The sequence below is a fragment of the Bacillus sp. FJAT-45037 genome, from assembly GCF_002797325.1.
GTDB lineage: Bacteria > Bacillota > Bacilli > Bacillales > Bacillaceae_D > Alkalihalophilus.
The window spans coordinates 1,825,217-1,847,801 of sequence record NZ_KZ454938.1 but is presented as its reverse complement, the minus strand read 5'-3'; the positions used below and the strand labels follow the sequence as shown (position 1 = coordinate 1,847,801).

21 protein-coding genes are annotated in these 22,585 nt (G+C 40.1%); 19 read left to right on the top strand and 2 right to left on the bottom strand.

Features of this window, described 5'->3' with window-relative positions; translation table 11 throughout:
• Nucleotides 1–99 precede the first annotated feature (99 nt).
• Nucleotides 100–912, top strand: coding sequence for a patatin-like phospholipase family protein (locus CDZ88_RS09420; protein ID WP_100373312.1), 813 nt, complete (start codon nt 100–102; stop codon nt 910–912).
• Nucleotides 890–1,930 carry a SepM family pheromone-processing serine protease gene (locus CDZ88_RS09415; RefSeq protein ID WP_100373311.1) on the top strand — a complete coding sequence of 347 codons (1,041 nt, stop codon included), beginning with the start codon at nt 890–892 and terminating at the stop codon, nt 1,928–1,930. Before CDZ88_RS09420 ends, CDZ88_RS09415 begins: the two co-directional genes overlap by 23 nt.
• 46 nt (nt 1,931–1,976) lie before the next feature.
• Here CDZ88_RS09415 and CDZ88_RS09410 read toward each other — a convergent pair whose 3' ends face one another.
• Nucleotides 1,977–3,197: a nucleotidyltransferase gene (locus tag CDZ88_RS09410; protein ID WP_100373310.1), complete on the bottom strand. Its 1,221-nt coding sequence runs from the start codon at nt 3,195–3,197 to the stop codon at nt 1,977–1,979.
• Between the two features lie 219 nt (nt 3,198–3,416).
• Here CDZ88_RS09410 and CDZ88_RS09405 point away from each other — a divergent pair, with 219 nt between their 5' ends.
• From CDZ88_RS09405 to CDZ88_RS09390, 4 genes are all read left to right on the top strand, one after another.
• The gene (locus CDZ88_RS09405) at nt 3,417–3,932 is read left to right on the top strand and encodes a YceD family protein (RefSeq protein ID WP_100373309.1); all 516 of its coding nucleotides are present in this window, start codon (nt 3,417–3,419) and stop codon (nt 3,930–3,932) included.
• Nucleotides 3,933–4,037: 105 nt separating this feature from the next.
• Nucleotides 4,038–4,211, top strand: a complete 174-nt coding sequence (gene rpmF, locus CDZ88_RS09400; protein ID WP_100373308.1) for a 50S ribosomal protein L32 — start codon at nt 4,038–4,040, stop codon at nt 4,209–4,211.
• A 109-nt stretch (nt 4,212–4,320) separates the two neighbouring features.
• Nucleotides 4,321–5,079 carry an enoyl-CoA hydratase/isomerase family protein gene (locus CDZ88_RS09395; RefSeq protein WP_100373307.1) on the top strand — a complete coding sequence of 253 codons (759 nt, stop codon included), beginning with the start codon at nt 4,321–4,323 and terminating at the stop codon, nt 5,077–5,079.
• A gap of 117 nt (nt 5,080–5,196) precedes the next feature.
• Nucleotides 5,197–5,796 carry an RsfA family transcriptional regulator gene (locus tag CDZ88_RS09390; RefSeq protein ID WP_100373306.1) on the top strand — a complete coding sequence of 200 codons (600 nt, stop codon included), beginning with the start codon at nt 5,197–5,199 and terminating at the stop codon, nt 5,794–5,796.
• Nucleotides 5,797–5,920: 124 nt separating this feature from the next.
• Here CDZ88_RS09390 and CDZ88_RS09385 read toward each other — a convergent pair whose 3' ends face one another.
• Complete coding sequence (locus tag CDZ88_RS09385; RefSeq protein WP_100373305.1) at nt 5,921–6,439, bottom strand: N-acetyltransferase; 519 nt, start codon at nt 6,437–6,439, stop codon at nt 5,921–5,923.
• 194 nt (nt 6,440–6,633) lie between these two features.
• Between CDZ88_RS09385 and CDZ88_RS09380 the strand changes: the two genes are divergently transcribed.
• The 13 genes from CDZ88_RS09380 to spoVE all read left to right on the top strand — a co-directional run bounded on the left by CDZ88_RS09380 (nt 6,634) and on the right by spoVE (nt 22,530).
• Nucleotides 6,634–7,551, top strand: coding sequence for a 2-dehydropantoate 2-reductase (locus tag CDZ88_RS09380; RefSeq protein WP_100373304.1), 918 nt, complete (start codon nt 6,634–6,636; stop codon nt 7,549–7,551).
• The gene (locus CDZ88_RS09375) at nt 7,548–7,934 is read left to right on the top strand and encodes a DUF3397 domain-containing protein (protein WP_100373303.1); all 387 of its coding nucleotides are present in this window, start codon (nt 7,548–7,550) and stop codon (nt 7,932–7,934) included. Before CDZ88_RS09380 ends, CDZ88_RS09375 begins: the two co-directional genes overlap by 4 nt.
• A gap of 81 nt (nt 7,935–8,015) precedes the next feature.
• Nucleotides 8,016–9,635, top strand: coding sequence for a bacillithiol biosynthesis cysteine-adding enzyme BshC (gene bshC, locus CDZ88_RS09370; RefSeq protein WP_157796518.1), 1,620 nt, complete (start codon nt 8,016–8,018; stop codon nt 9,633–9,635).
• Nucleotides 9,636–9,788: 153 nt separating this feature from the next.
• A complete protein-coding gene (gene mraZ / locus CDZ88_RS09365; protein WP_100373301.1) occupies nt 9,789–10,220 on the top strand; it encodes a division/cell wall cluster transcriptional repressor MraZ in 432 nt (143 codons plus the stop codon).
• Nucleotides 10,221–10,256: 36 nt separating this feature from the next.
• Nucleotides 10,257–11,192, top strand: coding sequence for a 16S rRNA (cytosine(1402)-N(4))-methyltransferase RsmH (rsmH, locus tag CDZ88_RS09360; protein ID WP_100373300.1), 936 nt, complete (start codon nt 10,257–10,259; stop codon nt 11,190–11,192).
• 13 nt (nt 11,193–11,205) lie between these two features.
• Nucleotides 11,206–11,559 carry a cell division protein FtsL gene (gene ftsL, locus CDZ88_RS09355; protein WP_100373299.1) on the top strand — a complete coding sequence of 118 codons (354 nt, stop codon included), beginning with the start codon at nt 11,206–11,208 and terminating at the stop codon, nt 11,557–11,559.
• 77 nt (nt 11,560–11,636) lie between these two features.
• A complete protein-coding gene (locus CDZ88_RS09350) occupies nt 11,637–13,826 on the top strand; it encodes a penicillin-binding protein (protein WP_100373298.1) in 2,190 nt (729 codons plus the stop codon).
• A 137-nt stretch (nt 13,827–13,963) separates the two neighbouring features.
• Entirely contained in the window at nt 13,964–15,889 is a 1,926-nt protein-coding gene (locus tag CDZ88_RS09345; RefSeq protein ID WP_100373297.1) for a stage V sporulation protein D, read from the top strand.
• Nucleotides 15,890–16,117: 228 nt separating this feature from the next.
• Entirely contained in the window at nt 16,118–17,578 is a 1,461-nt protein-coding gene (locus CDZ88_RS09340) for a UDP-N-acetylmuramoyl-L-alanyl-D-glutamate--2,6-diaminopimelate ligase (protein ID WP_442857118.1), read from the top strand.
• Between the two features lie 2 nt (nt 17,579–17,580).
• Nucleotides 17,581–18,954 (top strand): UDP-N-acetylmuramoyl-tripeptide--D-alanyl-D-alanine ligase, encoded by a 1,374-nt coding sequence (locus CDZ88_RS09335; protein ID WP_100373295.1) that lies wholly within the window; start codon nt 17,581–17,583, stop codon nt 18,952–18,954.
• 2 nt (nt 18,955–18,956) lie between these two features.
• Entirely contained in the window at nt 18,957–19,931 is a 975-nt protein-coding gene (gene mraY / locus CDZ88_RS09330; protein ID WP_100373294.1) for a phospho-N-acetylmuramoyl-pentapeptide-transferase, read from the top strand.
• Nucleotide 19,932: 1 nt separating this feature from the next.
• A complete protein-coding gene (gene murD / locus CDZ88_RS09325) occupies nt 19,933–21,288 on the top strand; it encodes a UDP-N-acetylmuramoyl-L-alanine--D-glutamate ligase (protein WP_100373293.1) in 1,356 nt (451 codons plus the stop codon).
• Between the two features lie 141 nt (nt 21,289–21,429).
• Nucleotides 21,430–22,530, top strand: coding sequence for a stage V sporulation protein E (gene spoVE / locus CDZ88_RS09320; protein ID WP_100373292.1), 1,101 nt, complete (start codon nt 21,430–21,432; stop codon nt 22,528–22,530).
• Nucleotides 22,531–22,585: the final 55 nt, after the last annotated feature.

Sequence of the window (22,585 nt, the reverse complement as noted above, 5' to 3'; positions counted from 1 at the left end):
TTCGCATCTTGTCCATATTTAAATATACGTATAGAGGCTTGGTTTAGACCATATGATTGAAAATGAACAAAGGAAGCCGTAAGATAAGGGAGGATTTACATGCCGCAGACACGTCCTAAAATCGGCCTGGCGCTCGGTTCTGGTGGTGCGAGAGGGTTCGCTCATATTGGGGTCATTAAAGCACTCGAGAAAGAAAATATTCCTATTGATTATTTGGCAGGAAGTAGTATGGGCTCGCTTGTTGCTAGTCTTTACGGGATTGGGCAGTCGACGGAAGCATTGGAGCGATTCGCCAAACTGTTTAAACGGAAATACTATCTAGATTTTACTGTGCCAAAACAAGGATTTATTGTCGGAAACCGGATAAAAGAACTCATTCGGTTACTTGCTAAATCAAAGCAATTGGAAGAGGCATTAATCCCTGTGTCCGTAGTTGCAACTGATCTAAAAAAGGGTGAGCGTGTGGTAATTAACACAGGACCTATCGCCGAAGCAGTTCGAGCGAGTATCAGCATCCCTGGGATCTTCGTTCCAGAAAAACGAGGCGAGCAAATACTCGTCGATGGCGGAGTGATTGATCGAGTACCAGTATCAGTCGTTAAAGAGATGGGGGCGGATTTAACAATCGCTGTAGATGTCTCTTATTTCAGGCAAGAGCTTGAATTTACATCGATATTTGACGTCATTATGCAAAGCATGGATATTATGGCCCGTGAAGGCATGAAACCGAAGGAAGTAGATTCCTCATTTATCATACGACCAATCGTCAATCATACGAGTCCGCTAGATTTTACGAGTGTGGACTTATTAATAAAAAGAGGAGAAGAAGCAACATACGAACAAATTCCGAAGATTAAGGAAACCATTAGAGATTGGAAGGGACAAACAGATGAATCAAAAAAGTCAGAGTAAATGGATCCGATTTAGATGGCCTATATTGATAATTATTTTATTAGCACTGTATTTCATTCAATTACCATATTATTATTCGCAACCTGGAGATGCGCTTTCATTAGATGATGTCATTGAAGTAGAAGGTGCAACGACAGACGGTGAAGGTGCTCTTATGCTTACAACGATCCGGATGGGGAAGGCCAACCCGATTTTCTATGCATGGGCTCAGCTCAGTCCTTACCGCGTGCTACACCCAGAGGGGCAAATTCGCTTTGAAAACGAAACAGATGAAGATTATGAACATCGTCAGTTAATGATGATGAATGATTCTCAAGAAGTCGCCAAAATTGTTGCGTACGAACATGCAAATAAATCAGTTAGCTATGAATATTTTGGTGTACTTGTGACGTCACTCATTGAAGGAATGCCAGCCTATGAGGTTCTGAAAGTAGGAGACCGAATCCAAGCCGTAAATGGAGATTCGATTCAAACGGCTGAACAATTAATTGAGTTGTTAGCGGGATACATTGAGGGAGATACAGTAGAGCTTGAACTTGAAAGAGATGATGAAATGATGGGCGTATCTGTTGGATTCTCTCCGTTCCCAGCAGAGATGAATGCCCCCTCTGATCGAGTAGGAATAGGCATTCAAGCGCCTGTGACAGATCGTCATGTGACGTTTGATCCTCCTGTACATATCGACACTAGTAAAATAGGTGGACCTTCCGCTGGTTTAATGTTCTCTCTTGAAATTTATGATCAATTGTTAGAAGAAGATTTAACAAATGGTTATAACATAGCAGGCACAGGAACCATTCGAGAAGATGGCACTGTCGGACGTATTGGTGGGGCGGGACAAAAAGTAGTGGCTGCAGATCGTGCTGGTGCTAGTTATTTCTTAGCACCTCATGAAGAGGGAGCTGAAGACTCCAATTATAATGAGGCGGTTTTGGCTGCTGAAGACATTGGAACAGACATGTTGATCATTCCGATTGATCGTTTTGAAGATGCCGTTGCGTTCCTCGAATCTTTATAATAGTAGAAAAAGAAGCTTCAGTCATCGACGTTGAAGCTTCTTTTTTTCAATGATGATTATGACGTATAGGGGTCATCGTGAATTCACGTTTTAAAATCTCTGCACCGAGCGTTGGGATAAGTGGCGTTGCATAGATTTTCGAGACACGTTCATCAACGTCTGCCATCGGCCCACTCGCTTTAGCAAAACGACTGATCAGAGGACAGGGTAATGTTTTTTTTATTTGACTTAAATATGACTGACCTTTCTCGTTCATTCCTAGTAAGCGAATATATGGAAGCGGCCCTTTCATTAGCTGGTTCATCTCATCTTTTTGTGTATTAGTTAAGATGTGTGTGGCAAGTCTTTGTAATCTGGTCCATGTGTAACGCTTCGTTTTTAATTTTGTCATCCACTCTTGGAAGTTTGAGGCTTGGGTGATCGTATCTTTTAATCTGTATTCAAGCCCTTCCTCACATTCATAAATGTTTCGCAGTTGTTCGGGTGTGCTCCTAATGATTTCATATTGTAGCAGTGGAAAATATAGATTCCACGTATGGTAGGTACCGTACGTCTGTTTATATTTTACGAGCTGTGTATAGGTGTTTTTAGGGACGACATGCTGAATCGAGTCAATCGTCTTATCTGTTGTGATCGACTTTCGAATGCTCGTCGCGCTGGCAATCGATTCAGGTGTAACGGATTCATCATGATACTGAGCAACTGTGCGTTTTGTAGTGGTTGCAAGCATAGACACACGGAGGTCACAGATGGCTCTCATATAATGATATCCAAGAATATTGTTCGGTTCAGTCAAAGAAAGCATGGTGTCCTTAGGGGCCAACTGATGAAAAGCTTGCGTTGTTGCTTTAGGGTAACTACAACCTGTTTCCATATAAGATTTAACAAGAGAATCCCACTGATCTTGATTTTGGTTCATAAAAGACATTAATTTATTAAAAGGGTCAATGTCACCTACTTCACTTCCAAAGTTCAAATAATTGACTTGAAGAGAAGATAAAACTTCAATCGCACCTTCAGCAAAATATTGTGCTTTTTGTGTTGAATAAATATATGGAAGTTCGACAACGAGATCGACTCCCGCATCAAGAGCCATCGCTGTTCGTTCCCATTTTGAAACAAACGCGGGTTCACCTCTTTGTAGGAAGTACCCACTCATAACAGCGATGACTACATCTGCTCCGGTTTGGCGCTTGGCTTCATTAATGTGATAACTGTGGCCATTATGTAACGGATTGTACTCTACAACGACTCCAACGGACTTCATGTTATCCCTCATTTCTGTAATCTAACTTGCTTGCTTTACTCGACTCTTACAACATGCTACAATAGAACCTATGCACACAGAAAGAAATGGACTTGCCTATCTATGTATTAATATAGGGTAATTACCCTATATTATAGACAAAACTGTGTAAAGAAAAAAGGTTGACAAACAAATAGCGTAAGTCTATAATTACTTTTGTTGCCCAAGAGGTGATTTATTATGAAATGGACATTGCAACAATTACAAATTGGAAAGCATAAGCCTTTTACATTTGATCAAGTTATTGATTTATCTGACTTAAAGGAACTTAATGCTGAGATTCGTCACGTATCACCGATACGAGTGGAAGGGAAGTTAACGTTTTCAGGTCAGGTGCTCACTTTTGATCTTCATATTACGGGTGAACTTACTCTGGCATGCTCTAGAACATTAGTCGATGTTTCATATCCACTTGATCTATATGTAACTGAGCAGTATAGACCGGAAAATGCCTATCATCTCTCAAAAGAAGATTTTGAAGAGACAACAGTCATTGAAGGAGATTTTGTTGACTTAACTCCTGCAGTTAAAGAGTACATCTTACTTGATATTCCTTTGCAAGTTTATGCAGAGAATCAAGAAAACCCTGAGGCGCCGCCTTCTGGAAAAGGATGGGACTTTATTACGGAAGAAGATCAAGAAAAGCGCGTAGATCCAAGACTTGCGGATCTTGCTAAGTTTTTTGACAAGAACTAAGAAAATCGAAGCACCGACACTTGTTCGGCCCTTCATTTCATACAAGCTAGCTTTCGTTTAAATATGAACTAGTAACAAACTAAATTCTATAAGGAGGTGGGAATGATGGCAGTACCTGCTAGAAGAACTTCTAAAGCTCGCAAAAATAAGCGTCGTACTCACTACAAGTTAGCAGTACCCGGCATGACTAAGTGTCCTGAGTGTGGAGAATTGAAACTTGCTCACCGCATATGTAAAGAGTGTGGATCTTACAAAGGCCAAAACGTAATCAGCAATTAATATTGACGTGATAACTTTTAATAAGCAAGGAGCCTAGGCTCCTTGCTTATTTTTATACAGGAAAACAGATAGCCTTTGTCGAATAATGTATCGAAAAGGGGGACTGACGATGGAAAAAATATCACTTATCCAAGAAAAAGAGTTAACGTGGATTGTTATTAACCGCGAGAAGGTTAGAAATGCTATAGATGATGATGTGATGGATCAATTGCTAGAGGCGCTAGGAAAAGCGAAGCAAGATGAATCTAAAGCAGTGATCATAACTGGTGCGGGGGAAGTTGCATTTTGTTCAGGTGGAGACCTATCTGTATTTCGCAATTTGAAAACAGAAAGTGAAGCCTGGTCGATGCTTAGTAAGATGAGGAATGTGCTAGAAGAATTATTTTATTTTCCAAAACTTACGATCGCCGCACTAAATGGAGTAGCTGTCGGCGGTGGGTGCGAGATTGCAACGGCTTGTGACCTTCGATTAGCTGCCCCTCACGTGAAGGTAGGTTTTATCCAAGGTACACTAGGAATTACCACAGGGTGGGGTGGTGCATCGATGCTTTATGAAAGACTAGCACAGCCTATTGCAATGGATATGTTAATGAGCTCTACTGTTTATCGTGCAGATGAAGCGAGAGCTTTGGGCTTTTTGCAAGGAATTGTATTAAAAGAGCCGTTTCGCCAAGGTGTCAAAGAGTGGTTAACTCCTTATGTCAAGCTAGAGAACGCGGTACTAGAGGCATACAAACTCCGCTACATTGATAAAGTCCCACGTGAACAATTATCGCAACGGATGAAGGATGAAGTTGCTGAATGTGCCAAGCTATGGGAGTCTGATGAGCATCATAGAGCAGTTGAGCGTTTTATTAGTCGTACATAATAAATGAAGTCTGACGAATAGAGTTCATGTAAGAAGGTTATAATCTCTTACTAGAACAAAGTCTATCTCCTCTAGTAGTTGCATACGTATGAACAAAGAGTGAGAAGGAGGGTCTATATGACAACAATTCGTCAAGATGCTTGGAGTACAGATGAGGATTTGATATTAGCAGAGGTAGTGTTGCGTCATATTCGTGAAGGCAGTACGCAACTTGCAGCATTTGAAGAAGTGGGGCAGCGATTGTCAAGAACCAATGCAGCTTGTGGGTTTCGTTGGAATTCTGCCATTCGAAAAAAGTATGAATCTGCGATCGCTTTAGCGAAAAAGCAGAGAGCGAAGGGAAAAGCTGTGGAGGTAACGACAGTCGTTAACCAAGCATACGAGGATGCAGAATGGAAGGAAGAACGTCCTACACTGTCTGAAGAACAAGGAGCGGCGGTTGTGCAAAGTCAGTTAGAAACTCCTGCGCTAACAATGGAGCATGTGATCGAGTTTTTAGCCGAGTACCATAAAGAACACGGGACACAAGTGAAGAAAGAACTTGTAACACAGCTGGAACAAGAAAATGAAGCATTAACAAAACGAGTAGAAAAACTCGAACGAGAAAAGCAAATTATTGCAGAAGATTATAAAGCGTTAATTGGCATTATGGATCGTGCGAGGCAATTATCGTTTTACGAGCAAGATAACAAAAGTGTTGCTCAGTCATCAAAATAACGGAAAAATTAAAAGTCCTTGCGCCCATTTATGGTGCAGGGCTTTTAGTATGTTTTTATGAAGAAAATGTTCTGCGAGAGAGAAAAAACTACTAGATGAGTATAGATCATCTAGTAGCTTTTGGTTAAATCGTGTCATGAGACTCAATGGTCGGTGTGTCGTTTGTTAAACTTATTTGTTCATGAACGCCCACTGGATACCAAACATAAGGGCTTTCACCACGATCTCGACTTGGTTGGTAAGTGGATGATTCAAACCCCATTCTCTCCCAAAATTCACTAGAAGCTTGGCGAGCATTTGTTTTTATTGGTAATTTAAAACTTTTAGCGAAATCGACAAGTGATGATCCGTATCCTTTTCCACGGTAAGGCTCTAACACTTCTAACTTCCAAAGCTCAAGGTAGTCTTGTTGTGGCTCGAAATAACGGTCATATTTACCTTCAATTCGATAAAGACTCATTCGTGCCACGAGCTTCTTTCCAAAATAGATCCCGTAAAACGGGGACTCGCTATCATTTTCGATGATATTTGCTTTTAAGTCATCCTTCATAGAAAGTTCGGCAGCGCCGAATTCACGAAAGTTTTTAAATTCCTCAAGAGTTTTATAATTAGTAAGTAAGCGCTTAACTTCGTGTTGAGCCATAATCAAACTCCTCCTTGTAAATGCTACATTGATGTTCTTACTCTATTCTACTACAAATTATAATGGAAGCGTTAAGAAAACTAAAAATACTAACCGATATTATAAAAGTTATAATTTTCTGATAAATAAAACCTTGTCTCCTATCTGGGTTAATATGGTACAATTTGAAAAGCTGTGTGAAAAAGGAGAAGCTTATGAACGTACATATTATTGGTGCAGGTGCGATTGGATTACTGGTTGCTTATTACATGCGAAAGTCAAATCAAGAAGTCACTTTAGTCACAAGAACACAAGAACAAGCGAACCAAATTAAAAAAGATGGAATTGTACTAGAAAGCAAGCGACATTTAAGGGATTATGTAGCTTGTCATGCAATTACTTTTGATGAACTGCCCTCCGAAAAAACAGAGGTCCTATGCGTTACTGTCAAATCCTATCAGTTAGAACCAATTCTCGACTTTATTCAAAAAGAAGATCTAATCTATGAGGCGATAATGTTTTTATCAAATGGAATGGGGCATGTGCCACTAATAGAGAAATTTCAAAGCAAGGCAGAGGTATGTGTTGGCGTCGTCGAGCATGGAGCTAAGCGACAGAATGCAAATACGGTATATCATACAGGTGTTGGGAGGATACGGTGGGCGAATGTGACAAATGCAAAAGGGGTATTTTTACATTTGAGCAGGAACATACACGATAGTTGCTTCCCTTTAACTCGACATGACAAATGGCTGGACATGCTTGAGGAAAAACTGATAGTGAATGTCTGTATTAATCCGTTAACAGCACTACTTGATACAGAAAATGGGGTTCTGATAGTGAATTCTCACTATCGTCTTTTAATGAAGCAAGTGTTTTCAGAGGTGATTGGAATTTTAGAGCGCAAAAAAGATCAAGAATATCTTTGGTCACTTGTATGTGCAATTTGCAATAAAACTTCTAGAAATCAATCTTCAATGCTTGTGGATATCAAACAAAATCGACAAACAGAAATTGATAGTATGACAGGATACTTGATCAAGCGAGCTGAGGCTGTGGGTAGCCAAGTTCCTACGGTACAGTTCCTTCATGAAGCCATTAAAGGCAAAGAAAAAGGAGGGGAGAAGAATTGACAACGGCACTTACTTGGCTCATCGCAACGGTTATAACCATTCCTTTGCTGGGATGGTATGTTGTTTATATTATTACGGTTAAACTAACTAAAAATAAATCTAGGGCGATTCGATTAGCATCGGATGCATCGGTGATCTTCTTAATCGCAGCTGTTTATTTTATTATTTTAGAACTTTGGTCTCGCTCATTTTTCTGGCTATTATTAACGATCTTCTTTTTAATTGCACTTATTTTTACAATTATCCATTGGAAAGTAGCAGGAGACATTCATGTACGTAAATTATTTCGAGGAATTTGGCGCTTTAATTTTCTTTTATTCTTTTTTTTATACTTGATCTTAAGTGGATACGGAATTGTCACACGAGTAATTGGTGGACTTTAGCTAGGAGTCATATGATTTGTTGCTAAGTCCATACTTTGCTATGATTGAGTTTGATTACATATGATGAAGGGATGTCGCTCAATGGAAGTCAAAGAAATGGACCTTGTCAAAAAGCCTGACTTTCTCTCGGATTATTTGGTTGGGCATCCGAATACACTTGCCTGTTTTGATTATGACCTAACGGACGAAACACGTTATAAACAAAGAGTAAGTGAGCTCCAATCTCGCTCGTTCCCTAGAGAAGAACTAATTAAACATTTACATAATACACATAACGATTTGCCTAATACAGAAGCCGTCCAAAACAATATTGATAAATTACAAGATACACAATCCGTCGTGGTTGTAGGAGGACAACAAGCAGGACTTCTAACAGGCCCTCTTTATACGGTTTATAAAGCAATGAGTGTGGTTTTACTTGCTAAAGAGCAAGAAGAACAATTAGGTATACCTGTTGTGCCAGTCTTTTGGGTGGCTGGGGAAGATCATGATTTAGAGGAAGTTCGTTTTGTTTATACGAAAAAGGGGAAAACTTGGAAGAAGAAGGGGATTGATATGATTGATTCCTCGACTTCTCTATCTAAGACTCTACTTCCAAAAGCAACCTTTGATTTGTGGTTAGATGATGTATTTAAAACGTTACCAGAAACTGACCACACCGAATCATTAGTCACATCGATAAAAGAGCTAGCAACTCAGTCGGAGACGTTTGTTGATTTCTTTTCAAGAGTGATGAATTGGATCTTTAAAGATGAAGGATTAATCTTGCTCGATTCTGATCATCCGAATCTAAGAAAAATTGAACGGGAATATTTTAAGAAGATGATCGAACAGGTCGATCGTTTACAGTCTGCTCAACAACAAGGAGAAGATTTTTTCAAGCAGCTAGGTTACGGAGAGCCAATTGCAACGGACCTTAATAATGCACATCTTTTTTATACGTTGAACGGTAATAGAAAAAGATTAGATTATAGTGAAGGAATATTCACTATAAAAGGGGAGGGTATTCGATTCTCCAAAAAAGAACTGCTTGAATTGGTCGATGTTCACCCGGAGCGATTTAGCAATAATGTTGTGACAAGACCGCTTATGCAAGAACTACTACTACCCGTGTTAACGTTTGTCGCTGGACCGGGGGAGTTAGCTTATTGGGCTACGCTAAAACCTGTGTTTAAGTTGTTTGATTTACACATTCCGCCACTCTCACCTAGAATACATTTGACAGTTGTGCCCCGTTCGCTTGCGAAGTGGTTTAATGAGCATGAATGTTCATATGAGAGGTTTATGCGTGGAGAAGGGTCAAGCATGAAAGGTTCTTGGTTAAATGAAGCAGAGGATTATCCAATTCATGAGGTTATGGCGCAAGTAAAACAGTCCATTGCAGTCTCTCATTTGGATATCCAACAACTCGCACAATCAATGGATCCTACCATTTACACGCTAGCCAAAAAAAATGAAACGAAGATTTTTGATCAATTGGAATTTATGGAGAAAAAAATGGTCAATTATTTGAAGGAAAAGCACGAAGTAACGTTATCAAAATTTGACGAGGCTGATGCGTGGCTCTTCCCCTTAAGTCGACCGCAAGAACGCGTGGTTCATCCCATACTTTTACTAAACATAGCTGGTCCTGATGCTTTTAGACGAATGATGAACCTAGACATGTCGCTTGATGCACGCCATAAGCTTGTTTTCTTGTAAAAAACTGTTTGATGACCCCGTCGAAAGAATGAGAACGAAAAATCCTGCCATTTGGCAGGATTTTTTTTGTTTAAAGGAAATTTAATTTATAGTGGTACAAAGTGGAGGGTTGTGGTAACTTAAGGGTAGTAAGTGGGGGGAGATGGATGCACGATGTTCATGGGGGAGTATCGCCACAATGTGGATGAAAAAGGCAGAATGATCGTACCAGCGAAGTTTCGTGAAGCTCTTGGTGCATCGTTTGTTGTTACCCGTGGAATGGATCGTTGCTTATTCGTTTACCCACTTGATGAATGGAGTCGTCTCGAAGAACAGTTAAAGGCCCTCCCTTTTACTAAGAAAGACGCGCGTGCTTTTACTCGGTTTTTCTTTTCAGGTGCGACTGAATGTGAACTTGATAAGCAGGGAAGAGTAAATATTGCCTCTACGTTGCGTCATTACGCTGAGATTGAGAAAGAATGTGTGATAATTGGTGTCTCAAACCGAGTAGAGGTATGGAGCAAGTCTAAATGGGAAGAATACTTTGCTGAATCTGAGGACTCATTTGCCGATATTGCTGAGAATTTACTTGATTTTGATTTATAGAAATATAGCTACATTTAGGAAAGCGAAGGTGAGAACATGTTCACCCATATTACGGTGTTGAAAGAAGAGTCTGTGAAAGGTTTAGCAATTAAGCCTGAGGGAATATACGTAGACTGTACGTTAGGTGGAGCTGGACATTCTTCACTAATTTTAGAGCAATTAAGTGAAGAAGGTCACTTATACGCGTTTGACCAAGATGATACAGCACTAAATCACGCGAAAGAAGTACTAGCCCCGTTTGAAGGGAAATTCACCCTCGTCAGAAGTAATTTTCGTTTCTTGCGTGAAGAATTAGCCAAGCACGGTGTCTCGAAAGTAGATGGCGTATTATTTGATTTAGGTGTGTCGTCCCCGCAACTAGATGAAGCGGAGCGTGGGTTTAGCTACCACCAGGATGCAGCTCTTGATATGAGAATGGACCAAACAGCGCCACTAACTGCTTTTCAAGTAGTCAATGAGTGGGAGTTCAATCGACTCGTTTCCATCATCGCAAGATACGGAGAAGAAAAGTTCGCAAAGCAAATTGCAAGAAAGATTGAAGCTCACCGTGAAAAGAAACCGATCGAAACAACTGGAGAGCTCGTTGAGATCATCAAAGAAGCGATCCCAGCACCAGCACGAAGAACAGGCGGACATCCAGCTAAAAGAACGTTTCAAGCGATTCGTATTGCTGTAAATGATGAATTAGGGGCATTTGAAGAAGCATTGGAGGATGCGATTGCAATCACGAATCTTAAAGGACGGGTTTGTGTCATAACATTCCATTCTCTAGAAGATCGCCTTTGTAAGGAAATCTTTAAGGAAAAGAGCAAAAGGCCTGATCTTCCTAAAGGTTTACCGATTATTCCAGAAGGGTTTGAACCTGAACTTTCTCTTATTACACGGAAGCCGATCATTGCTGGAGATCAAGAACTAACGGCGAATAATCGTTCACGTTCGGCTAAGTTACGTATCGCAGAAAAACAAAAATAAGGAGGTCGTTATCATGAGTATGGTTGCCCGCCAAATAAAGCGTCAAGAGCAAACGGAAGTCAAGACAAGAAAGGTCATAAAGCATCGTCGAGCTGGTATTACCTTAGGTGAGAAAGTACTTGGATTAATGATGGTGGTAGCGGCTTTTGCCATTGTTAGCTTTATGTTGCATAATTACGCTACTATTTATAGTTTGAACAAAGATGTTCATGTTTTAGAAGGGTCCATTAATAATCAAACACAAGTAAATGAAGGACTTTCACTTCAAGTTATAGAATTAAGTGCACCAGATCGAATTCTCGACATTGCAACAGGTGAACTAGGTATGTCATTAGATGATCAAAAAGTGAAGGTCGTACAAAACTAGTTCATTTTCTGGACTAGTTTTTTCACACATTAAAGTACTTTTTACGATTTACTTATATCTTGAGGGAAGTGAGAAACATGGAAATTAAACGTGCATCAACGAATAAGCGTGCCGTTTTGGTCTTGGCGCTATTTCTTACTTGTTTTGTCCTCCTAACCGGGCGATTTACATACATCCAAGTGACTCAAGAAGTGCAAGGTAAAGAGCTCAAAGCAATGGGAGAAGAACGGTGGTCGAAAGAGCAAGTGATAGAGGGGAAACGAGGAACGATCTATGATCGAAGAGGGAGTGCGGTTGCGGAAGAATTAAACTCATATAGTATTTTTGCGATTTTAGATACAACCTATCCGCATCACGTAACAAATCCACAAGAAACAGCCGCACAGCTAGCGCCACTTATTTCTATGCAACCAATTCAGTTAGAAAGACTGCTAAGCAGCGAAGATCGATTTCAGGTCGAACTCGGAGCAGGAGCAAAAAATTTAACCTACTCTGAAATGCTCGAAATTAAAGATCTAGAATTAGACGGAATTCGCTTTATAGAGGAACCTAGAAGGTATTACCCTAAACAAACGTATGCCTCTCATGTGATTGGGTATACAGATACAAATATGGACACAGCGAGGATGGGTCTAGAGAGAAGTTTAGATGACTTTTTGCGAGCAGAAGATGGGTTGGTACAATATCAGAGCGATCGTCGTGGTGTTCCTCTTCCTGATGCTGCACAACATGTTACAGCTCCTAAAAATGGTCATGATGTGTATTTAACCTTAGATTCCAATATACAAACGGCGCTTGAACAGGTAATGACCCAAGTTGACGAAGAATATGATCCTGAACGAATGATAGCGATTGTTGCTGATCCGAAAACAGGGGAAATTTTGGCGATGAGCAATCGACCTAGCTTTAACCCGAATCGCTACCAAGAAATTTCTAATTATATGAATTATGCCGTATCAGATCATTTTGAACCAGGCTCGACAATGAAGGTCTTTACGATGGCTGCTGCCATTGAAGAAGGAGTCTATAAAGGCAATGATCAATTTATGTCTGGGCAATTGAATGTAGGCGAGAACGTAGTAAGTGATCATAACCGTGGTGAAGGCTGGGGTCAGATTACATTCGATGAGGGTATGTTACGGTCATCGAATGTTGCCTTCACAAAAATTGCGTTAGATCAACTGGGTCCAGAAAAATTATATGACTACATGAACAAGTTCGGTTTTAATCAGCCGACGGGAATAGATTTGCCTAATGAAGCAACAAGTTTAATTGCAAAGCAAAATCGCTTTGATGCAGCTGTTACATCGTTTGGTCAAGGGACTGCGGTGACGCCAATCCAACAGATTCAAGCGGCAACAGCCATTGCAAATGACGGAAAAATGATGAAGCCTTATCTTATTGATCGAATTGTCAATTCAGAAACAGATGCTATTGTGGAAAAAACAGAACCCGAAGAAGTCGGTACCCCAATTTCTAGTGAGACCGCAAAACAAGTGAGAAATCTTCTAGGAGAAGTGGTTACCTCACCTGTTGGAACAGGTAGACCTTATCATATTGAAGGATTTGATGTGGCTGGTAAAACTGGAACAGCTCAAATTCCTAATCCAAATGCAAGAGGTTACATCCGTGGGCATGGTGAGAACATTTTCTCATTCTTAGGGATGGCGCCTAAAGATGATCCAAGTTTGGTCGTCTACGTGGCGGTTGAAAGACCAAAATTACAGTCGTTTGAATCTGGATCAGAACCGTCTGCGAAGATCTTCAATACGATAATGAAACAGAGTTTGCAGTATTTGAATATTACGCCAGACTTTGAAGAAATCACCGCTGAAGCTAAAGAAGGATTCGTTACGGAAGATTATGTTGGGAAAAATACAATAGATGTTCAAGAAAAATTAGAGGCAGAAGGGTTTAACGTACACGTCTTAGGGGAAGGTAGCAAAATAAAAGCTCAAGAGCCGAGATCTGGACAAGGTTTACTTGAAGGTGAGAACATCTTCTTGAATACTGACTCAGAAACGTTTGCGATGCCTGATGTAACCGGATGGTCTAACCGTGATATTTTAAAGTTTGCCAATGCCGCTAGTATCAATCCAAATCTGTTTGGAAATGGTTATGCAATTAGCCAAGAGGTAGCAGCAGGAGAAGAAGTTCGTGCTGGTGATTATATTGTTTTTGAATTTGCTAGTTTAAGAGAAATTCATGAAACAATTGATGATCGATTAGACGAGGAAGAAGAAATAGAAGAACAAGTTGGGGAATAATTAGACGGAACGTACAATTGAATAAGGCTTTGGACTCGCACCAATGTTCTATTCCAAACCGCTAATGCATACATTTAAACAAGCCTACGTCATAAGTAGACGTACTTGATTTAAATAGAAGGCGGGAGGTATATGTGGTGCGAGTTTCTAATGTTACAGTGAGAAAACGGCTAGTATTATTACTTTTTTTAGGACTTGCTGTTTTTAGCATCATTGCATTAAGGCTAGGGTATGTACAATTTGCGATGGGAGATTGGCTGACAGATCGAGCAGAAGATTCATGGAGTCGAGATGTACCCTTTGAAGCAAAACGTGGAGAAATCAAAGATCGAAATGACGTTGTTCTTGCGACGAATGTAAGTGCTCCGTCTGTTTTAGTTGTCCCTAGACAAGTCAAGGACCCAGCAGATACTTCGGAGAAACTAGCATCCGCTCTTGGCATGAATGTGGAAAAAGCCTATCAACTCCTAACAAAATCAGAATCAATTGTCAGGTTAAATCCAGAAGGTAGAAAGATTAGCAAAGAGGTTGCAAGTGAAGTAAGATCCTTACGTTTACCTGGAGTGTACATTGCAGAAGACAGTAAACGTCATTATCCTTTTGGTAGTTATTTATCACATGTACTTGGATTTGCAGGAATTGATAATCAAGGATTGACAGGACTAGAACAGTATTATGATAAAGAGTTAAAGGGAGAGAAGGGACATGTGTCATTTTTCTCAACAGCCAAAGGCAATCGAATGCCCAACCTCGCAGATGAATATACAGCTCCGAACAATGGATTTGATCTACGTTTAACAGTGGATAGCAAGGTGCAAACTATCATGGAAAATCACCTTGATATTGCAGAGGCTACATATAATCCTGACGGTGCCATTGCTATAGCAATGAATCCAAATACAGGTGAAGTATTAGGTATGAGTAGTCGTCCGCATTATGACCCAGAAAACTTCCGAGATGTGCCTCCTGAAATATACAATCAAAACAAACCAGTATGGATGCAATATGAGCCAGGTTCTACTTTTAAGATTATTACATTGGCAGCCGCTCTCGAAGAAGGAGAGGTTGACTTAGAAAAAGATACATTCCATGATCCTGGACATATTGAAGTAGCGGGTCACCGTTTACGATGTTGGAAAAAAGGCGGTCACGGTTCGCAAACCTTTCTTGAAGTCGTCCAGAACTCTTGTAACCCAGGTTTTGTTGTATTAGGCGAGCGACTTGGTAAGGATCGGTTGTTTGATTACATTGATAATTTCGGTTTTGGTCAAAAGACTGGGATCGATTTGCAAGGAGAAGGGAAAGGAATATTGTTTAACCGTGACAGGGTAGGGCCGCTTGAGCTTGCTACTACAGCATTTGGTCAAGGGGTGGCTGTAACGCCACTTCAACAAGTGACAGCTGTATCAGCAGCCATTAATGGTGGCTATTTATACCAGCCTTTTCTGGCGAAGGAATGGGTAGATCCGATGACTGGAGATATCGTTGACAGTCAAGCGCCTATTATGAAACGTCAAGTTATTTCCGAAAAAACGTCTGAAACCGTTCGCCATGCATTAGAAAGTGTGGTAGCTCAAGGTACTGGAAAAGGAGCTTTTGTAGATGGCTACCGAGTTGGTGGGAAAACTGGGACTGCCCAGAAAGCAAAAGACGGTAGGTATTTAGAAAATAATCACATTGTCTCATTTATAGGGTTTGCCCCAGCAGATGACCCACAAATTGTTGTCTATGTTGCGGTTGATAATCCAAAAGACACGTTACAATTTGGTGGAATTGTAGCTGCACCTATTGTTGGGAATATAATTGGTGAGAGCTTAAGAGCGATGGGGGTTCAACCTCGTAGTGATCAAATTGAAAAAGAACTTGCGTGGAATGATCAGCCATTAATCGAAGTTCCTGATCTCGTTGGAAGAACGAAGCGTGAGATTCATGAGTCCTACTACGAATTGCAAGTAAATGCAACAGGTGAGGGACAACATGTTTTAGCACAATCACCAGAACCAGGAGTGAAAGTAACAACGGGATCAACAATCCGCCTTTATATGGGTGACAAAAACGAATGATCCGTCTAAAATAGATTTTATGTGCTCTTTGGCTTTAATTTAAAGTCTTATTATTTGCCTCTTTTCGAAAAAGTAGGGAAGAGGCTTTTGACTAATAATGTAGTAAGCACAAAAATAAACTTTTTTAAGTGCATATCATCGTTTATATGATTAAAAAGCTCTATACTATGCAACGATATGAGTAACGATGATAAAAAATGGTAATCTGAATGCGAGGGTTATGACATGATAAAGCTTCAAGAATTAGCAAATGTATTAAGAGGATTTGAATGGAAGAATGAAGGGAATCCAACCATTCATCAAATCGAAATGGACTCACGGGAAGTGCAAAGTGGTACTTTGTTTTTCTGTGTAGAAGGATACACTGTCGACGGGCATGATTATGCCGCACAAGCGGTTGAAAAAGGAGCCGTCGCTATTGTTGCGAATCGAGTGCTTCCGTCTATTGATGTGCCAGTCATTATTGTGCGTGATACTAAGCGTGCGATGGCAAAACTTTCGACGTATTTTTATGGGAATCCAACGTCCAACATGCATCTTATAGGTGTAACTGGGACAAATGGAAAAACAACCGTCACACATTTGTTAGAACAAATGATGAAAGATGTGAAGAAAAAAACGGGGCTCATTGGTACGATGTACACAAAGATTGGTGACGTCGAGCTAAAAACACTGAACACAACACCAGAGTCGATTACCTTGCAAAAACGTTTCAAAGAAATGGTCGATGCGGGAGTTGACACAGCATTAATGGAAGTTTCATCTCATGCCCTTCATTTAGGTCGTGTAAGAGGGTGTGATTTTGATGTAGCTGTTTTTACAAACCTAACACCAGATCATCTGAACTATCACAAGACGATGGAAAGCTATCTCTATGCGAAAGGGCTGTTGTTTGCTCAGTTAGGGAATTCATTCTCTGATAAGGTCGCCGTGATTAATGTTGATGATCAAGCATCTGAAGAGTTATTAAAGATGACGACGGTCGATGTTCTTACTTACGGCATTAAAATAAAAGCGGATGTGATGGCCAAACAAATTAACATTGCAGCTGCCGGCACAACATTTATATTAGAAGCAATGGGTGAACAAATTGATATTGAGATGAAATTAATCGGGATGTTTAGTGTCTATAATGCCTTAGCAGCTGCATCGGCTGCACTTGCTTCAGGTGTTTCACTTAAGGATATTAAAGACAGCTTAGAACGAGTGGAGGGCGTATCAGGACGATTTGAATCTGTTGATAGTGGTCAAGACTTTACGGTCATTGTTGATTACGCTCATACGTCTGATAGCTTGGAAAATGTACTTACAACAGTTAAAGAATTTGCCAAGGGGAGTATTTCTGTAGTTGTTGGATGTGGAGGAGATCGTGATCGTTCAAAACGACCGGTTATGGCTAGCATTGCAACGAAATATGCCGATCAAGCGATCTTGACGTCGGATAATCCGAGGTCAGAAGATCCGAAGCAAATCCTTGATGATATGGTTGAAGGACTTGATGCAGAAAACTATACGGTGATTCTAGATCGGAAAGAAGCGATCTACCAAGCAATAGGAGAAGCAAAAAAAGACGATATTATTGTCATAGCTGGAAAAGGACATGAAACATACCAAATCTTAGGCTCACGTACGATACATTTTGATGACAGAGAAGTTGCACGAGAAGCTATTAAGGAGGAGAGGTTATAGAAATGCTATCATCATCCTTATTGAACGGCGTGATTAAGAGCAAAAGGTTTGCTCAACAGGAGCAGTCGTTTACAGCGGTCTCAACAGATACACGTACGATAAAAAAAGACGACTTATTTGTCCCGTTAATCGGAGAGCGTTTTAATGGACATGATTATGTGAATGTAGCAGCGAAAAACGGCTCAACAGCATCATTGTGGCAAGAAGGACAACCTATTCCAAGTGATCTGCCAATAGATTTTCAGTTGTATATTGTTAAGGATACACTTAGTGCCTTGCAACAAATGGCTAAAGCGTATCGCATAGAAGTCAATCCGAAAGTGATCGGAATTACAGGGAGCAACGGAAAGACAACAACTAAAGATATTCTTGCATCTATTCTCTCAGTTAGTGGTAAGACATTTAAAACTCAAGGTAATTTTAACAATCATATTGGTCTCCCATTGACCATTTTAGCAATGCCAAGTACTTGTCAATATTTAATTTTAGAGATGGGTATGAGTGGGTTTGGTGAAATTGAATTACTAACCAAGCTAGCGGAACCAGATTTAGCGATTGTGACAAATATCGGTGAATCTCATATGGAACAACTCGGTAGCCGTTCGGGTATTGCAAAAGCGAAAATGGAGATTAAAGAGGGTTTGAGGAGAAATGGGAAGGTCTTTATCGATAGTGATGAACCATTGCTTGAGTCGTGGAATTCCCCTGAAATTGTAAGAGTTGGTTTTCAGCAAGCTGACCTTTCAGTTGATCAAGTAGTAGCAACAAGTGATGGTTATCAATTTGTAATGGATGGGGAACATTTTAAACTTTCTATGTTAGGTAAACATAACGTAAAAAATGCTGCATATTGTATAGCTGTTGCGAAAAAATTAGGGATGAGTTCCGAAAAGATCAAACAAGGTCTTTCAAATCTGTCTCTAACCTCGATGCGACTTGAACGAGTGAGTGGATCAATCGGTGAATTAATTGTCAATGATGCATATAACGCAAGCCCAACATCAATGATTGCTGCGATTGAAGCGGTTAAAATGATTCCAAACTATACAAAGCGGATCATTGTGCTAGGCGACATGTTTGAGTTAGGAAGCGACGAGAAATCATTGCACGAGTCAGTAGCAAAGGTCATTGAAGCACCAATTACTCATGTCATCACGATAGGCGAACGAGCAAAATGGATTACCGATGCTCTCAAGAAAACTCAAATGAACGTTACTCCAACTCTCTTTCATGGGGATACAAAGGATGAAGCAGCGAAGTGGTTGCCAACTGTTGTTGACAAAGACACCGTCGTTTTATTTAAAGCATCAAGAGGAATGAAACTAGAAGAAGTGATCAAAGATTATCAAAATATAATAGAAGGGAGGAATGATTAGCAATGTTAGAGAGAGTGTTACTTATTACCTTACTTTTATCATTTGGAATTGCTGTCATTTTATCACCATTATTTATTCCGTTTTTAAGAAAATTGAAATTTGGTCAAAGTATTAGAGAGGAAGGTCCTGAATCTCATCAAAAGAAAAGTGGGACACCGACAATGGGCGGTATTGTGATTGTTCTTTCTGTTCTAGTTACGTCTTTATTTATTTCTTTTCAATACATATCCTTTAGTCGAGAAATTTTACTTTTACTTCTGGTCACAGTTGGATTCGGTCTAGTTGGATTTTTAGATGACTATATTAAAGTCGTTAAAAAGAGAAATCTAGGGTTAACATCTAAACAGAAATTAGTAGGTCAATTGGTTATTGCAGGATTGTTTTATGCAGGAATTATGCAATTAGGTATTTCAACCGAATTGAACATTCCCGCGACTAACCTTTCGTTTGATTTAGGTTGGCTATACTTACCGCTTGTCATCGTCATGTTAGTTGGTGCGTCAAATGCGGTCAATTTAACAGATGGACTGGATGGTCTTCTAGCAGGAACAGGAGCGATTGCCTTTGGTGCATTTGCTATTTTAGCTTGGTATGTTGATTTAATTGATGTGGCTATCTTTAGTGCAGCAATTGTCGGGGCTGTTCTTGGCTTTCTTGTGTTTAATGCCCATCCCGCAAAAGTATTTATGGGAGATACTGGATCACTTGCATTAGGTGGAGCGATTGCGGCTATTGCGATCATGACAAAACAAGAACTTCTCCTCGTATTAATTGGTGGAGTGTTTGTTATTGAAACACTATCGGTGATTATTCAGGTTATTTCATTTAAAACAAGAGGTAAACGAGTCTTCAAGATGAGCCCTCTGCATCATCACTATGAACTATCTGGTTGGTCTGAGTGGAGAGTCGTTGTAACTTTTTGGTTGGTCGGGATGATTTTTGCTGTTCTAGGAATTTACTTAGAGGTGTGGATGTAATATGAAAAACAAAGATTGGTATGAAGGAAAACATATTCTAGTACTTGGTCTTGCAAAAAGTGGAGAAGCTGCTGCTCTGTTACTCCATGAGCTAGGGGCTAAAGTGGCTGTTAATGACGCTCTCCCTTATGAAGAGAACGTGCAAGCGAAACAATTAGAACATAAGGGAATAAAGGTTGTATGTGGTTCACACCCGCTCACTTTATTAGATGATGACATCGAGCTTGTGGTAAAAAACCCAGGTATCCCTTACACAAATGGACTTGTCAAAGAGGCACTTCATCGTTCAATCTCTGTTGTAACAGAGGTTGAGCTGACATCAGCATTGAGCGAAGCGCAAATAATTGCCATCACAGGCTCAAATGGGAAAACAACAACGACAACATTAGTTCACGAAATGCTTAAAAATAGTTCACTGCACCCGCTTATTGCCGGCAACATCGGAACGGTTTCATGCGAAGTTTCAAAAAGAGCGACCAAAGATGATGTCATCGTGCTTGAAGCATCAAGTTTTCAACTTTTAGGCACCGAGATGTTTCACCCGAAAGTCAGTGTGCTACTAAATCTTTTTGATGCCCATCTTGATTATCACGGAACAAAAGAAGAGTATGTGCGGGCGAAAGCAAAAATAACAGCAAATCAAACGACTGACGATTACTTTGTCTACAATGCGGATGATTTACTCGTTCAAAAAGTGGCAAAAGCCAGCAAAGCAACGTTAATACCTTTTTCAGCTACGCGTACAGTACACAATGGAGTATTTGTAGAAAATGGTTCGATTTATTTTAAAGATCAGAAAGTTATAGATCTTGCACATGTTGTTTTACCAGGAGCTCATAATGTAGAGAATATTTTAGCGGCAATTGGAGCTTCATTGACGATGGGAGCGACCGTTCCCCAAATTGAGCATGTACTTTCAACTTTTAGTGGGGTTGAGCATCGCTTGCAATTTGTGACAAAAAAGAACGACCGTTTATTTTATAATGACTCAAAAGCTACAAATATTCTAGCAGCGAAGAAAGCGTTAGAAGCATTTGAGCAACCGGTCATTCTGCTCGCTGGAGGCCTTGATCGCGGAAATGAATTCGACGAACTGGCATCTTCTCTTGCAAACGTGAAGGCGCTTGTCACATTTGGAGAAACGAAAGAAAAATTAGCGAAAACGGCAAAAAGTGCAAATGTAGCGACGATTGAGTTTGCGATAAAAGTAGAAGATGCCGTTCAAAAAGCTTTTGATCTCTCCAAAGAGGGTGATGTCATTTTATTATCACCAGCTTGTGCAAGTTGGGATCAGTACAAAACGTTTGAAGACAGAGGAAATGAATTTGTACAGGCTGTAAAGGCAATTAATCCATAAGTGGTAAGCTACTGTTTCTTTTGAAATAGTAGCTTTTTTTTGTGTGTTACTTGATTTGGACATGTTTTAGAAGACAAGCGCATAAAATGTAAGGAGATGTGAGTCATGGTGATAAATATGTTCTAAAATGAGGTGTCTCGATTGCAAAAAGAAAAGCATGCACCAGATTATGTCTTGCTACTTACGACCATTGCTCTATTATCCATAGGTTTAATTATGGTCTACAGTGCTTCGGAGGCGTGGGCGTCTTACAGGTTTGATGATTCTTTTTTCTTTTTGAAAAGGCAGTTATTTTTTGCGAGTGTTGGCGTAGTTCTAATGCTTTTTATTATGAATGTTGATTATTGGACTTGGCGAACATGGGCAAAATTAATTGTCATCATTTGCTTTGTGCTACTAATCATTGTCCTCATCCCGGGAGTAGGATTGGTTCGAGGAGGGGCAAGAAGTTGGCTTGGTGTCGGCGCATTTTCGATTCAACCGTCAGAATTTATGAAAATGGCGATGATTGCATTTTTAGCCAAATACTTATCTGAGAACCAAAAGAAGATTGTATTTTTTAAAAAAGGGCTGGTCCCATCGCTATCATTAGTCATGCTAGCATTCGGAATGATTATGCTGCAACCAGATCTTGGAACGGGTGCTGTTATGGTCGGGACATGTATAGCGATGATTTTTGTTGCAGGAGCAAGGATTAGTCATTTTGTTGGTCTCGCTATGATTGGTGTTGTTGGTTTCGTTGGTCTTATTGTCTCAGCTCCGTATCGAATTAAACGAATCACCTCTTTTTTAGATCCATGGTCTGATCCATTAGGGAGTGGGTTTCAAATCATTCAATCATTATACGCCATTGGTCCTGGTGGATTGATGGGAATGGGACTCGGTGAAAGTAGACAAAAGTATTTTTATTTACCAGAGCCTCAAACTGATTTTATCTTTGCCATACTCTCTGAAGAATTAGGTTTTATTGGTGGGGTGTTCGTTATTCTTTTATTTGGAATTATGCTTTGGCGTGGGATTAAGATATCTCTTGGTGCTCCTGATTTATTTGGTAGTTTTTTGGCGGTCGGGATTATTGTCATGATCGCGATTCAAGTGATGATTAATATCGGTGTAGTTACAGGGTTGATGCCAGTAACTGGAATTACACTTCCGTTCTTAAGTTATGGTGGATCTTCTTTGACGTTAATGCTTGTTTCCGTGGGGGTACTATTAAATATAAGCAGACATGCAAGAATGTGACCACTCTTCTACTCGTAGGAGAGCTTTTTTTCTTTGAAAGCGTCTAAGTGTATTA

Excerpts from the sequence above, each read along its gene's own strand:
- CDZ88_RS09420 (WP_100373312.1), top strand. The coding sequence starts at position 100 with ATGCCGCAGACACGTCCTAAAATCGGCCTGGCGCTCGGTTCTGGTGGT.
- CDZ88_RS09415 (WP_100373311.1), top strand. The coding sequence starts at position 890 with ATGAATCAAAAAAGTCAGAGTAAATGGATCCGATTTAGATGGCCTATA.
- CDZ88_RS09410 (WP_100373310.1), bottom strand. The coding sequence starts at position 3,197 with ATGAAGTCCGTTGGAGTCGTTGTAGAGTACAATCCGTTACATAATGGC.
- CDZ88_RS09405 (WP_100373309.1), top strand. The coding sequence starts at position 3,417 with ATGAAATGGACATTGCAACAATTACAAATTGGAAAGCATAAGCCTTTT.
- rpmF (WP_100373308.1), top strand. The coding sequence starts at position 4,038 with ATGGCAGTACCTGCTAGAAGAACTTCTAAAGCTCGCAAAAATAAGCGT.
- CDZ88_RS09395 (WP_100373307.1), top strand. The coding sequence starts at position 4,321 with ATGGAAAAAATATCACTTATCCAAGAAAAAGAGTTAACGTGGATTGTT.
- CDZ88_RS09390 (WP_100373306.1), top strand. The coding sequence starts at position 5,197 with ATGACAACAATTCGTCAAGATGCTTGGAGTACAGATGAGGATTTGATA.
- CDZ88_RS09385 (WP_100373305.1), bottom strand. The coding sequence starts at position 6,439 with ATGGCTCAACACGAAGTTAAGCGCTTACTTACTAATTATAAAACTCTT.
- CDZ88_RS09380 (WP_100373304.1), top strand. The coding sequence starts at position 6,634 with ATGAACGTACATATTATTGGTGCAGGTGCGATTGGATTACTGGTTGCT.
- bshC (WP_157796518.1), top strand. The coding sequence starts at position 8,016 with ATGGAAGTCAAAGAAATGGACCTTGTCAAAAAGCCTGACTTTCTCTCG.
- mraZ (WP_100373301.1), top strand. The coding sequence starts at position 9,789 with ATGTTCATGGGGGAGTATCGCCACAATGTGGATGAAAAAGGCAGAATG.
- rsmH (WP_100373300.1), top strand. The coding sequence starts at position 10,257 with ATGTTCACCCATATTACGGTGTTGAAAGAAGAGTCTGTGAAAGGTTTA.
- ftsL (WP_100373299.1), top strand. The coding sequence starts at position 11,206 with ATGAGTATGGTTGCCCGCCAAATAAAGCGTCAAGAGCAAACGGAAGTC.
- CDZ88_RS09350 (WP_100373298.1), top strand. The coding sequence starts at position 11,637 with ATGGAAATTAAACGTGCATCAACGAATAAGCGTGCCGTTTTGGTCTTG.
- CDZ88_RS09335 (WP_100373295.1), top strand. The coding sequence starts at position 17,581 with ATGCTATCATCATCCTTATTGAACGGCGTGATTAAGAGCAAAAGGTTT.
- mraY (WP_100373294.1), top strand. The coding sequence starts at position 18,957 with ATGTTAGAGAGAGTGTTACTTATTACCTTACTTTTATCATTTGGAATT.
- murD (WP_100373293.1), top strand. The coding sequence starts at position 19,933 with ATGAAAAACAAAGATTGGTATGAAGGAAAACATATTCTAGTACTTGGT.